Origin of the sequence: Rhizobium favelukesii, assembly GCF_000577275.2 — a bacterium.
Lineage (GTDB): Bacteria > Pseudomonadota > Alphaproteobacteria > Rhizobiales > Rhizobiaceae > Rhizobium > Rhizobium favelukesii.
In genome coordinates, this window is the sequence record NZ_HG916854.1 from 682,741 (window position 1) to 695,127 (window position 12,387).

A 12,387-nucleotide genomic window follows, 5' to 3' on the forward strand; every position below is an offset into this window, starting at 1 on the left:
AAAGTTTTTCATTTATATTCAGTTACTTATGGCTTGGCATGGCCATTGCATACAGTTTCTTGCAACGTTTTTTCGAACCGGCACTCGCCGCAAGGAGCATTCCGATGACCAAACTCCTTTCCATGAACCGTCGCCATTTCTTGCAAGCATCCGCTGCCGGCGCACTGACCCTGGCGCCCGGCCTGCTGCCGGGCCGTGCCATTGCCCAGAACGCGCTGACGGTCGGCTTCATCTATGTCGGACCCAAGGACGACTACGGCTACAACCAGGCGCATGCCGAAGGTGCGGCCGCCCTGAAGGCGTTGCCTGGCGTGACGATCGTCGAGGAAGAAAATGTGCCGGAGACGGTCGATGTCCAGAAGACCATGGAGTCGATGATTAACCTCGACGGTGCGACGCTGATCTTCCCGACATCATTCGGTTATTTCGACCCGCATATGCTGGCGATGGCCGCAAAGTACCCCGACATTCAGTTCCGCCACTGCGGCGGGCTCTGGCAGGAAGGACAGAACGCTACGAACACGGGTTCCTATTTCGGCTACATTTTCCAGGGCCAGTATCTCAACGGTGTCGCGGCCGGCTACACCTCAAAGAGCAAGAAAATCGGCTTCGTCGCCGCCAAGCCCATTCCGCAGGTGCTGCAGAATATCAATGCCTTCCTACTTGGCGCGCGCTCGGTCGATCCGTCGATCACCTGCCAGGTCATTTTCACCGGCGAATGGTCGCTGGCCGTTAAAGAAGCAGAGGCCACCAACGCGCTGATCGACCAGGGCGCAGATGTAATCACCTGCCACGTCGACAGCCCGAAGGTGGTCGTCGAAACGGCTGCCGGTCGCGGCGCTTTCGTCTGCGGCTACCATGCAAACCAGAGCCCGTTGGCACCTGAAAAGTATTTGACCGGCGCCGAATGGGCGTGGGGCAACGTCTACACCGGTTTCGCCAAGAAGGCGCAGGCTGGCGAAAAGCTCGGCAACTTCGTGCGCGGCGGCCTCAAAGACGGCTTCGTCAAGATGAGCCCGCTCGGGCCTGCCGTGCCGGCGGAAGGCCGTACGAAGTTCGACGCCACGTTCGCCGAGATGATGACCGGCAAGTTCTCCGTCTTCAAGGGGCCGATCAAGGACAACAAGGGCAACGTCGTCGTTGCGGCCGACAAGAGCTATGCCGAAGACGCCATCGAGCTCGAGAGCATGGGCTACCTCGTGGAAGGCATCGTCGGATCCACGGCTTAAGCCTGAGGGAGAAGCGTCATGACAGTCGAGGCGAACACTTCCGCAATATCCATCGCGTCCGAACGATCGTCCGTGCTCAGACCTATCCTCGAGTGGCTGGCACGGCGGGCGGAACCGATTGTCATCAGTTTCGGCGCGATCCTCTTCGGGCTGGTACTCTTCTCCATCTTCATTCTGGTGATCGGCAAATCGCCGGCCACCTTGTTCCGACTGATGTACACGGGCGGCTTCGGCAGCTGGTTCTCGATCGAGAACAGCCTTAGCCGGGCGGCTCCGCTTCTTCTGACAGCATTGTGTGTCGCCTTGCCGGCTCGTTTGGGGCTCGTCATCATTGGCGGCGAGGGTGCCGTGGTGTTGGGTGGCGTTGCTGCTGCGGCCGCCGCGTTACCGTTCGTCGGAACGTTGCCGGCCCTCCTCGTCCTGCTGCTGATGGCTGCGGCAGCCATGATCGTCGGCGGCATTTGGATTGGCCTTGCGGGCTTCCTGCGACACTATCGCGGCGTCAACGAAACGATCTCCTCGCTACTGCTCGCCTATATCGCCATCGCTCTGATGAACCAGTTCGTCGAAGGCCCGCTGCGCGACCCGGCGAGCCTGAACAAACCCTCCACGTCTCCCCTGCCCGCCGAATACATGCTCGGCAAAATACCTGGGATGGACGTGCATTGGGGGCTCGCGATCGGCGTCATCGCCTGCATCGCGTCCTGGGTGTTGATCGAGGTGACGAGCTACGGTTTTGCGGCGCGCATCGCCGGCGGCAACGTTCGCGCCGCACAGATCCAGGGGTTGCCTGTCGGCCGCCTGATCGTCGGTTTCACGGCGATCGCCGGCAGCTTTGCCGGCCTTGCCGGAATGATCGAGGTTGCCGCCGTCCAAGGCAGTGCCAATGCCTCGCTTGCAGCGGGCTATGGCTATACGGGCATCCTCGTCGCCTTCTTGGCGCGGCACAATCCGCTGGCGATTATTCCGGTCGCCATCTTGCTTGGCGGCATCGATGCGTCGGGCGGCCTGATCCAGCGCCGCATGGCATTGCCTGATGCGACCGTACTGGTGCTGCAGGGCACGCTCTTCGTCGTCATCCTCTTCTGCGAGACGTTTTACGGCCGTTTCAAGGTCTTCAATCCCGACCTCTGGAAAAGGAGCGCCTGATGGAAGCGACCGGCATCGGCATCTGGGGCGTACCCATAGCCATCTTCGCGGGCGCGATTCGCGTTTCGACGCCCTTCATCTTTGTCAGCCTTGGCGAGACAATCACCGAGCGATCCGGCCGTATCAATCTTGGGCTGGAAGGGACGCTGGTCTTCGGCGCGATGACCGCCTATGCGATCGCTGTCCTCAGCGGTTCGCCCTGGCTCGGCGTGCTGGCGGCCATGGCGACCGGCGCCATCTTCGGGCTGGGACACGGCTGGATCTGCAAGTGGCCGAAGGTCAACGACATCGCGATCGGCATCGCCATGATGCAGTTTGGACTGGGGTTCGCCTTCTTCCTTGGCAAGCCCTTCATCCAGCCGGCAGCGCCGCATCTGCCGTCGATCCCGTTCGGCGCCTGGTCCAATCTTCCGCAACTTCAGGCGGCCCTGAACATCAACGTGCTTTTCATTCTGGGCGGCATACTTGCGCTCTTTTTGTGGTGGGCGTTCAGGAACACACGTATCGGACTTGTGTTGCGCGTCGTCGGCGACAGCACCGATGCGGCGCGTGCGATGGGGATTAGCCCAGACCGCGTGCGTCTGCTCGCCACAGCCGTCGGCGGATCGCTTGCCGCCGTTGGCGGAGCCTATCTCTCGCTCTATTACCCCGGCTCATGGAACGAAGGCATTTCCTCCGGGCAGGGCCTGATGGCGGTGGCGCTGGTGATCTTCGCGCGCTGGAACCCGATCGGTTGTTTTCTGGCGGCGCTTCTGTTCGGTGGCGCAGGTGCTCTGGGCCCTGCCCTGCAGTCGGTCGGCGTCACACAGGGCTACTACCTGTTCTACGCGGCACCCTACGTGCTGACGCTTGTCATTCTGATCGCCACCTCCTCGCCCACCCGCTCGCTTGCCGGAGCGCCCGGCGCATTGTCGCTCACGAAATGAAGGATCTGCCATGAATGGTCTCGGCGGTCTCAACAAGTCCGAACATGGCGTCGGCATCGGTCTCGTCCAACTGCAGCTTCCGGTTACGGTGACAAACGACGACCTTGCGCGACAGACGCAGGTGATCGTCGATCTGGTCGCCAAGGCGCGGCGCAACCAGGCGGGCTTGGATCTGGTCGTTTTCCCGGAATATGCGCTGCATGGCCTGTCGATGGCTATCAATCCGGAGATCATGTGCTCGCTCGATGGGCCAGAGGTGGCTGCCTTCAAGAAGGCCTGCTGCGACAACCGCATCTGGGGTTGCTTCTCCATCATGGAGCACAATCCTGACGGGATGCCGTACAATTCCGGCATCGTCATCGACGCTGCCGGCGAGTTGAAGCTTTACTATCGCAAGATGCATCCCTGGGTTCCGGTCGAGCCCTGGGAGCCTGGCAATATCGGCATTCCCGTCATCGACGGCCCTCGGGGCGTGAAACTGGCGCTCATCATCTGCCATGACGGTATGTTCCCGGAAATGGCGCGAGAATGCGCCTACAAGGGCGCCGAGATCATGATCCGGACGGCAGGCTATACGGCTCCGATCCGCGAGAGCTGGAAGTTCACCAACCAGTCAAACGCCTTCTGCAATCTCATGGTCACCGCCAGCGTCTGCATGTGTGGTTCGGATGGCACATTCGACTCTATGGGCGAAGGCATGATCTGCAATTTCGACGGCACGATCATCGCCCACGGCAGGTCCGGCCGCCGAATGAGATCATCACCGCCGAAGTGCGGCCAGACCTGGTGCGAGAGGCACGGCGCAACTGGGGCGTGGAGAACAACATCTACCAGTTCGGCCACCGCGGCTACGCCGCTGTTGCCGGCGGCGCGGGCGATGCCCCTTACACCTACATGCACGACCTCATCGCTGGCCGATACCGGCTGCCCTGGGAGGATGAGGTCACGGTCACCGATGGCACGTCTTGCGGCTTCGACAAGCCGGCAAGGCGCTATGGGGAAACATTCAAGCTTGCAGGGGAATAGGAGAAGACGATGGACGCGTTGGTCGAAACCAAGGGACACTATATCAATGCCGATCCCTATGCCTGGCCCTACAATGGTGCATTAAGGCCCGATAACACGGCGCTCATCATCATCGACATGCAGACTGACTTCTGCGGTCCGGGCGGCTATGTCGATCACATGGGCTACGACCTGTCGCTGGTGCGCGCGCCGATCGAGCCGATCAAAAAGGTGCTCGCGGCCATGCGCGCCAAGGGATACCACGTCATCCACACCCGGGAGGGCCACCGGCCGGATCTCGCCGATTTGCCCGCGAACAAACGCTGGCGCTCGCAGCGCATCAACGCCGGCATCGGCGACGCCGGCCCCTGCGGCCGCATCCTCGTCCGTGGCGAACCCGGCTGGGATATCATCGACGAACTGAAGCCGATCGAGGGCGAGATCATCATCGACAAGCCCGGCAAAGGTTCCTTCTGCGCGACGGACCTGGAACTCATCCTCAACCAGAAGCGTATCGAGAACATCATCCTGACGGGCATCACCACTGATGTCTGCGTCCACACGACGATGCGTGAGGCGAACGACCGCGGCTTCGAGTGCCTGCTTGTCGAGGACTGCTGCGGCGCCACCGACTACGGCAATCACCTCGCCGCCATCAAGATGGTGAAGATGCAGGGCGGCGTCTTCGGTTCCGTCTCCAATTCGGCCATTCTGATCGAGGCGCTCCCCTGATGCCTTCCTTGCGTGCCCATGTCTTTCGCGTACCGGCAGATGGCCCGGACGATGTATCCCTCGTCGAGGCATTGTTTGCTGACCGCATTGACGTCGGCAATGTGGTCGCCGTGCTCGGCAAGACCGAGGGGAACGGCTGCGTCAACGATTTCACCCGCGGCTACGCGACCCAGAGCTTCGAGCGGCTGTTCGGAAAACACAATGTCGAAGGCGTGTCGATCATCATGTCGGGCGGCACGGAAGGTGCGCTTTCGCCGCACTGGACCGTGTTTGCGCGCGAGCAGGTCAATGAGCCCGGAGAAGGAGCGCTCGCGATCGGCGTGGCGCGGACCGCTGCCCTGCCGCCTGAACATCTCGGCCGGCGCGAACAGGTCTGCATGGTCGCGGCTGCGGTGACCGAGGCGATCCGGGATGCCGGCATCGAGGATGTCGCAGACGTTCATTTCGTGCAGATCAAATGCCCGCTGCTTACCTCGCAACGGATTGCGGACGCGGAAGCAGCGGGCAAGACGACCGCGACGCGCGACACCTTGAAATCGATGGCGTTGTCACGCGGCGCCTCCGCCCTCGGCGTCGCCGTGGCGCTCGGCGAGCTCGAGATCGACGCGATTGCCGACAGTGACATATGCAGCCGCTTCGACCTCTATTCCCGGTGTGCCTCCGCTTCCGCTGGCGTCGAACTCCTCGATCATGAAATCATCGTGCTGGGCATGAGCGCGAAATGGTCGGGGCCACTTGCCATCGACCATGCCGTCATGCACGACGCAATCGACACGCGATCCGTTCGCGCCGCCTGGGAGCGCCTGCCGGCTGACGGCAAGCTGGCGGCGGTACTGGCCAAAGCAGAGCCTGACCCATCGGGTCAGGTCGGCGGCAGACGTCACACCATGCTGAATGATTCCGATATCGCCGGCACGCGTCACGCCCGCGCCTTCGTCGGCGGCGTGCTCGCCGGCATCTTCGGTATGACCGACTTGTACGTCTCGGGCGGAGCTGAACATCAGGGGCCGCCGGGCGGCGGGCCGGTCGCAATCATCGTCGAAAAGGAGATTTGAAGTGAGCATCGTACGCGATACGCCTCTTCCGAAGGCCGGCAAGGCCGTCGGCATCCAAACCCTCGACATGACCATGCGGTTCGGCAGCTTCACGGCGCTGGACCATGTATCGATCGACATTCCGGCCGGCACTTTTCACGCGCTTCTCGGCGAGAACGGCGCGGGCAAATCGACGCTCGTCAAATGCATTATGGGCTTCTATCACCAGACCTCCGGTTTGGTTTCAGTTGATGGCCGTGAGGCGGCGGTCACCTCGCCCAAGGACGCCGCGACCTATGGTCTTGGCATGGTCTACCAGCATTTCACGCTGGTGCCATCGCTCACAGGTGCCGAGAACCTGGTCATAAGCCGCGCAGCAGTGCCGACGGTGATCAACTGGGCCAAGGAGCGCAAGGATCTCGCCGCCTTCATGGTGCGGATGCCGTTCAAGATTCCGCTCGATCGCCCCGTCAGCGAACTCGCGGCCGGCGAAAAGCAGAAGCTGGAAATCGTCAAGCAACTCTACCTCGGCCGTAGCTTCCTCGTGCTGGACGAGCCGACATCTGTGCTGACGCCGGCCGAGGCGGACGAAATGCTCGGGCACGTGCGCGGCATGACGGAGCGCGGCGAGCTGACCGTGCTGATGATCTCGCACAAGTTCCATGAGGTTACAAAATTCGCTGACGCCGTCTCGATCCTGCGGCGCGGCAAGCTGGTCGGCGGCGGCAAGGTTGGCGAATTGTCGACGGCGAAGATGGCTTCCATGATGATCGGCGACGTCAAGCTCGCCGAACTCGACACGCGCGTGCCGGTATCCGAAATGGCGAAACCCGTTCTCAAGGTGGAGAAGGTCAAGGCGCCTGACCGCTCCGGGCTGAAGACGATCGAGATCGAGAGCCTGATGGTTCGCTCCGGCGAGATCGTCGGCATCGCCGGCATATCGGGGAACGGCCAGAAGGAGTTGACGGAGATCCTTGCCGGTCAGCGGCCGACTGAGACAGGCAGCGTGCTGGTAAACGGCGGTGCCTACGGCGCAACGCGGCTGGAAACGCGCAGGAACAATGTGCGGTTCATACCGGAGGAACCCCTGCAGAATGCCTGCGCACCACGCATGACCGTGAGCGAGAACCTGGCCTTCCGTACGTTCGATCTGAAACGGGATGGCAAGGACGCGATCTGGCTCAACAAGGGCAGGATGAAGAAGCGTGCGACGGACCTGATCGCCGACTTCAAGGTCAAGACCGCCTCGTCTGCATCGCCAATTGCGGCACTGTCCGGCGGCAACGTGCAGCGGGCGGTTCTGGCACGCGAGCTGACGGGAGAGGTCGATCTTCTGATCGTTTCCAACCCATGTTTCGGCCTCGACTTCTCGGCCGTGGCGGAAATTCGCGCCCGCATCATGAGAGCGCGCAACTCCGGCGCAGCGGTGCTGCTACTGTCTGAAGACCTCGACGAGTTGCTGGAGATGTCGGACCGCATCATGGTCATCTCGGAAGGCAAGCTCGTCTATGAAACCGCAGCGAGAGCGGCCGACATTTCCGTTATCGGTGCGCATATGGCAGGGCATCACTGATGATGTTTGAGATCAAGGCGCAACCTTTTGCCTTTCCAACAAGACGCGACCAGCTGGCGCTCATCGTGATCGATATGCAGCGCGATTTCGCCGAGCCGGGCGGCTTCGGCGCGAGCCTCGGCAATGATGTCAGCCGGGTCGCGAAGATCGTCCCGGACGTCAAGCGACTGCTTCAAGGGTTTCGCGATGCCGGGCTGCCGGTCATTCACACGATGGAGTGCCACAAGCCTGATCTTTCCGATCTCCCGTCTGCCAAGCGCGATCGCGGCAAGCCGAGCCTCAGGATCGGCGACGACGGACCGATGGGCCGGATCCTGATTGCCGGCGAGGCCGGCACGGCGATCCTGCCCGAGCTTGCCCCGATCGACGGCGAGATCGTGATCGAGAAGCCGGGAAAAGGTGCGTTTTATGCGACCGAACTCGGCGACGTCCTGAAAGCGAAGGGCATCAGCCAGCTCGTCTTTGCGGGTGTCACCACCGAGGTCTGCGTACAGACGACAATACGAGAAGCCAACGATCGCGGATATGAGTGCCTTCTCGCCGAAGAGGCAACCGAGAGCTATTTTCCCGAATTCAAGGAGGCCGCCATCGCCATGATCCGCGCCCAGGGCGCGATCGTCGGTTGGACCGCGCATGTGGACGACATATTGGAGGTAATCGGCCATGCCTGAGACAACGCGTGAATTGTTGAGTCCGGACGCCTGGAAAGACCTGACATTCGGTCCATTTCGAGGGGATGTCACAATCCACTGGATCCGTCCCTTCGAAGGCGACCAGCCGGGTGTCGCCCTCTTGAAATACGAGGCTGGCGCCTCGGTTCCGCGGCATCGCCATGAAGGTCTCGAAACCATCCTGGTTCTGGAAGGCATGCAATCCGACGAAGCCGGCGATTACGGCCGCGGCAGTTACATCGTCAATGCAGCAGGCACGGAACACTCCGTCTGGAGCGACACCGGCTGCGTCGTGCTGATCCAGTGGGATCGGCCCGTGAAAATCCTGGAAGAGGAAATAGCATGACCGGCGCACCGGCCTTCGATATCGCATCGCTGCACGAATTCTACGCCGGCAGCGGAACCATTGGCGAGGTTATCGACCGCGTCTTCGCACGCATCGCCGAGATAAACGATAAGGGTATTTTCCTGCATCTTTCGCGTCGGGGGTCTCCTTCGTAGAGAACGGCGCCCGTGCTGGAGACCACCAGGCGCTCTGGGGGGCGCCCGAGAAAAGTCTCACTCTTTCGCACCGTGACGGTCAAGTCGGGCCGAACAAGGGCTATCGTTGATGAACCATGTTACATTCCAACTAAGGCGATGGTGATTTCTCACACTCACACGAGAGATTGTTGCGGTAGTTGCGCCCTTTCCAGCCCTCTAGAATTCCCGGGCTTCCGTTTAGTATTTGCGTATATACGGCTCGACCCGTCATTCGCTATCATCGTATCATAATCGTCGTCGGCTATCCGACAGGTAGGTACAAAGCCCCTGATGGGCAAGCAGCGGCTCTTGCACCTCCGGTCCATTGCCGCTCCACAGCCATTCTCCCTCATCGGGCCTGCCGCTTCGTAACGTATCAGGCCGACCGGCCTTCCCCATCCTACCCTTGGAAGTCTTGCCGCTGTTTGCCGTCCAGGCCGGTCTCACCTTGCCAGGTCACCAGCTATATTCGGTTGGTATTTGGGCGTGCGCACAGGGCACCTTGAAGACGTTGCCGGCCGCCGCTTGTCGATGGTTTGGATTATCGCTCCGCCCGAGCGTCGTGACAGAAGGCGTTGTTCGTCGGCCGCGTCCCCGCTGCTTGGCAATCGGGCTGCCGTGCTGGGTCAATTTGTGCGGACAATATTGAATCACTTGCTAAAATGTCTTCACAAGCTGGTATTCATTCGCTTCCCAGGCTCGGAGTTCGCCGGCTTCGCAAGTGTAGTTCTCGTCCGTTTCGACTAGTCCGACGCCGATGCCGTCAATGTTCGGATCGTCGAATGTCACGTAGATCTTTGACTTGCGGATTTTTCGCTCCTGAAAGTCCTTCAGTATGTAAGCGAGGCATTGAACGTTCTGCCTCGTGTTGCCGCGTTGAATGTGGCTCTCAATTTTGCGATCAACTTTCGAGAGCTGAAGCGTGTCCGCCCGAGCTGCTACTGATACAAGCATGGCCGGCAAGGCTAGCATGAAGATCCTTATCAAACGCAATTTCATCATCTCAGAGTCCCTCGTCTGCTAGCAATAAGTGGCAATGTGGATGCCTGCTTTGATGGCCGCATTCCGGGCCTTTCGAGCCGACTGCGTAGGTTCTAATCTCGACACGCGAGCATACCGGCTTGGCGGCTGCTCAACGGTGGGACCGGTGTCAGGTATGTCAGACCCTGCTTGTTCTGTCGCATGGTAGCCCTCTTCGACGCATTTTCATCAACGATGATCGCACTTTTGGAAGTTTGATCTGAACGTTGGTCGCCAACCAAAACTGTCCGATCGCCTCGTCTCGTAGTCTGAACTCGGCGCATTTGACATCAAGAGATTATTATCTGATCCTTGGCTTGATCAAGCCAAAGCAGACAGAACGCACGCTCGAATACTGGTCGCAGGTGAGCGGCCATTAGGATTGAGCCGCCAGCGCCGAAACCGGAGGATCGAATGAGCGATCATGTATACAAAAAGGTGGAACTTATCGGCAGTTCAAAAGTATCGGTCACAGAGGCTATTGAGACCGCAATCGCGCGAGCCTCGAAGACGATGCGAAATCTCGATTGGTTCGAAGTCGATCAAATTCGAGGTCACATCAAGGATGGCGCGGTAGAACACTACCAAGTGGTAATGAAGGTCGGATTTCGAATTGACGACTGATGTATCTAGGATCGTGTCAGGCGATGTCATGACGGCCCGTGTCGTTCTCGAGGCAACTGTGGAGACACCACGCTCTTTCGAGCAATCTCCAAATTGTCCTTTGAGGCGGGTCCGGACTGGCACCGACAAAGCAAAGCGCGCGTTTGAAGCCATGATCACGATGAGGAAAATCGACGTCGCCGCGATCGAGGCGGTGCGGAGGTGATGAAAGGTCACCAAAGCCTTACCGTAGTACTTATGCGTACCCAAAAATCAAGGTGCTGTCCCTCTCATAAAAACCATGATGCACAGCCGAAGCTGTTCCATCTTCTGCTCCGGGCTGCTCTATCCATCGGGCGGTTCCATGCCTCCGAAGATCATGTCCATTAACAGGCGCGCACCACTCAGCGGGTCGTCGAGGCGCAGCAAGCCTTTCTCGACCTGCCCGCTTAGCCATTCGGCCAGGTCTTGCCTGGAGCGAAGAACCTCGTTTGTACCCAGCGCTTCCGCCAGTTCGGGAACACCAGACGAGTCCCTGACAATCGTCCGGACAAGGATTGCCTGATCGTCGCCGCCCCGGTCAATGCGGAATATCCTCGCGATCATCTCCTCGATCGGCGCCCAAAGTGGTCGGGCGCCGGATGCATTGACCTGCACGACTACGCGCAGGCTACAAATCACGACATTCGAAACAACGTCAACCATTTGCCACTAAAAGCGAACGCTGGCAGGACTTTCCACGGTTTTGCGGTGTAACCGTTGGGGATCGAAGTTCAACGGCCACAGAAAATAATAGATGATTTCAGGGATTGAAGGCGTCCAGGCGCCTCTGGCGTGACGTTCACCGGTTTTCCGCAATCGAATGGCCTTGGCTCCATCCAATCGGGTGCGCTGGAAAGTTCGAACGTCGATCTCGCCGGCGAATTGACCGAAATGATCGAGGCCAGCGTTCCTACACGGCCAATTCCAAGATGTCCAAACGGGCTCCGACATCATGGACTTGCTCGTCAACCTGAAGAGATAAGGACAGCCCGTAATGTGACAGGCTGGGCGTCACCGGCACACCGGTACTTGCGGCAACGTACTCGACGATCGTCCAGGCCCTTGCGCGTCCTCAGTGGGTCCGAGAATGGGGCGAAATGCCGACCCATGAGTACGGGCGCCGATTCAAGGGAGAGATCGCATCCCAACCGAACGCGATCTCTACGAAAGTTCAAGCCGCTCTCTCGGATAAGGTCATCGCGGTTCTATAGGCTATCAAGTCTTCGATCGTAACGAGATGGAGGCGATGGCGCTCAGCAAACGCCTCGAGTTCCGGTAATCGCGACATCGTACCGTCGTCGTTGGCCACTTCGCAGATTACGCCCGATGGAACCAGACCAGCAAGCTTGGCGAGATCTACCGCAGCTTCGGTATGGCCAGGACGGGAAAGAACCCCATTAGAATGAGCTCGAAGCGGGAAGATATGCCCCGGCCGCGCGAAGTCCTCCGGACGTGAGCCACCAGTGACAAGCGCTTGCACGGTTGCGGCACGGTCGGCAGCAGATATCCCGGTCGTCGTTTCCGGAATATAGTCCACGGAAACAGTGAAGGCGGTCTTGAGCACTTCGGTATTGCGCGGCACCATTAGAGGGATATCGAGCTCATCGAGCCTTTCGCCTTCCATCGCGACGCAGATGAGGCCACGTGCGTGGTTCATCATAAACGCGATCGCCTGCGGAGTAATTGCCTCTGACGCAATCACGAGATCACCTTCGTTTTCCCGGTCACGGTCATCGACAACGACGACAATTTCACCGCGCGCAATCGCGGCCACCGCATCGTCAATTTTGGAAATCGTCACTTTCTTGCCTTTCAAGGGTTAGCCGTTGTGAGTGGCGTGCATGGCCTGTCAAAGCCACCATTTTCCCTTGGGCGAACAAG

13 protein-coding genes and 3 pseudogenes are annotated in these 12,387 nt (G+C 59.9%); 13 read left to right on the plus strand and 3 right to left on the minus strand.

Features of this window, described 5'->3' with window-relative positions:
- Positions 1-104 precede the first annotated feature (104 nt).
- The 10 genes and pseudogenes from LPU83_RS63255 (at position 105) to LPU83_RS63300 (ending at position 8,820) form a co-directional block, all read left to right on the plus strand.
- Complete coding sequence (locus tag LPU83_RS63255; protein WP_024315615.1) at positions 105-1,229, plus strand: BMP family ABC transporter substrate-binding protein; 1,125 nt, start codon at positions 105-107, stop codon at positions 1,227-1,229.
- A gap of 18 nt (positions 1,230-1,247) precedes the next feature.
- The gene (locus LPU83_RS63260) at positions 1,248-2,378 is read left to right on the plus strand and encodes an ABC transporter permease (RefSeq protein ID WP_024315614.1); all 1,131 of its coding nucleotides are present in this window, start codon (positions 1,248-1,250) and stop codon (positions 2,376-2,378) included.
- Positions 2,378-3,304, plus strand: a complete 927-nt coding sequence (locus LPU83_RS63265; RefSeq protein WP_024315613.1) for an ABC transporter permease — start codon at positions 2,378-2,380, stop codon at positions 3,302-3,304. The genes LPU83_RS63260 and LPU83_RS63265 overlap by 1 nt, the downstream gene beginning before the upstream one ends.
- 10 nt (positions 3,305-3,314) lie before the next feature.
- Positions 3,315-4,330, plus strand: a pseudogene (locus tag LPU83_RS63270) (formamidase).
- A 9-nt stretch (positions 4,331-4,339) separates the two neighbouring features.
- Positions 4,340-5,041, plus strand: a complete 702-nt coding sequence (gene biuH, locus LPU83_RS63275; protein WP_024315610.1) for a biuret amidohydrolase — start codon at positions 4,340-4,342, stop codon at positions 5,039-5,041.
- Complete coding sequence (gene atzD / locus LPU83_RS63280) at positions 5,041-6,096, plus strand: cyanuric acid amidohydrolase (RefSeq protein WP_024315609.1); 1,056 nt, start codon at positions 5,041-5,043, stop codon at positions 6,094-6,096. The genes biuH and atzD overlap by 1 nt, the downstream gene beginning before the upstream one ends.
- 1 nt (position 6,097) lies before the next feature.
- Complete coding sequence (locus LPU83_RS63285) at positions 6,098-7,648, plus strand: ABC transporter ATP-binding protein (protein ID WP_040680828.1); 1,551 nt, start codon at positions 6,098-6,100, stop codon at positions 7,646-7,648.
- 2 nt (positions 7,649-7,650) lie between these two features.
- The gene (locus LPU83_RS63290; protein ID WP_024315607.1) at positions 7,651-8,319 is read left to right on the plus strand and encodes a cysteine hydrolase family protein; all 669 of its coding nucleotides are present in this window, start codon (positions 7,651-7,653) and stop codon (positions 8,317-8,319) included.
- Entirely contained in the window at positions 8,312-8,665 is a 354-nt protein-coding gene (locus LPU83_RS63295; protein ID WP_024315606.1) for a cupin domain-containing protein, read from the plus strand. Before LPU83_RS63290 ends, LPU83_RS63295 begins: the two co-directional genes overlap by 8 nt.
- The gene (locus LPU83_RS63300) at positions 8,662-8,820 is read left to right on the plus strand and encodes a hypothetical protein (protein WP_157997384.1); all 159 of its coding nucleotides are present in this window, start codon (positions 8,662-8,664) and stop codon (positions 8,818-8,820) included. Before LPU83_RS63295 ends, LPU83_RS63300 begins: the two co-directional genes overlap by 4 nt.
- Positions 8,821-9,498: 678 nt before the next feature.
- Here LPU83_RS63300 and LPU83_RS63305 read toward each other — a convergent pair.
- Positions 9,499-9,843: a hypothetical protein gene (locus LPU83_RS63305; protein WP_024315604.1), complete on the minus strand. Its 345-nt coding sequence runs from the start codon at positions 9,841-9,843 to the stop codon at positions 9,499-9,501.
- A gap of 432 nt (positions 9,844-10,275) precedes the next feature.
- Here LPU83_RS63305 and LPU83_RS63310 point away from each other — a divergent pair, with 432 nt between their 5' ends.
- Together LPU83_RS63310 and LPU83_RS75950 are read left to right on the plus strand one after the other, a co-directional pair.
- On the plus strand, positions 10,276-10,485 hold the full coding sequence (locus tag LPU83_RS63310; protein ID WP_024315603.1) for a dodecin: 210 nt from the start codon (positions 10,276-10,278) through the stop codon (positions 10,483-10,485).
- Between the two features lie 118 nt (positions 10,486-10,603).
- Positions 10,604-10,690 (plus strand): annotated as a pseudogene (locus LPU83_RS75950) (VOC family protein); the annotation flags it as partial.
- Between the two features lie 119 nt (positions 10,691-10,809).
- Here LPU83_RS75950 and LPU83_RS63315 read toward each other — a convergent pair.
- Positions 10,810-11,169: a TetR/AcrR family transcriptional regulator C-terminal domain-containing protein gene (locus LPU83_RS63315; RefSeq protein ID WP_051166680.1), complete on the minus strand. Its 360-nt coding sequence runs from the start codon at positions 11,167-11,169 to the stop codon at positions 10,810-10,812.
- A 117-nt stretch (positions 11,170-11,286) separates the two neighbouring features.
- Here LPU83_RS63315 and LPU83_RS63320 point away from each other — a divergent pair.
- Positions 11,287-11,488 (plus strand): annotated as a pseudogene (locus LPU83_RS63320) (flagellar basal body rod C-terminal domain-containing protein); the annotation flags it as partial.
- 189 nt (positions 11,489-11,677) lie between these two features.
- Here the strand turns inward: LPU83_RS63320 and ribB are convergent.
- Positions 11,678-12,307, minus strand: a complete 630-nt coding sequence (gene ribB, locus LPU83_RS63325) for a 3,4-dihydroxy-2-butanone-4-phosphate synthase (protein WP_029710111.1) — start codon at positions 12,305-12,307, stop codon at positions 11,678-11,680.
- Positions 12,308-12,387: the final 80 nt, after the last annotated feature.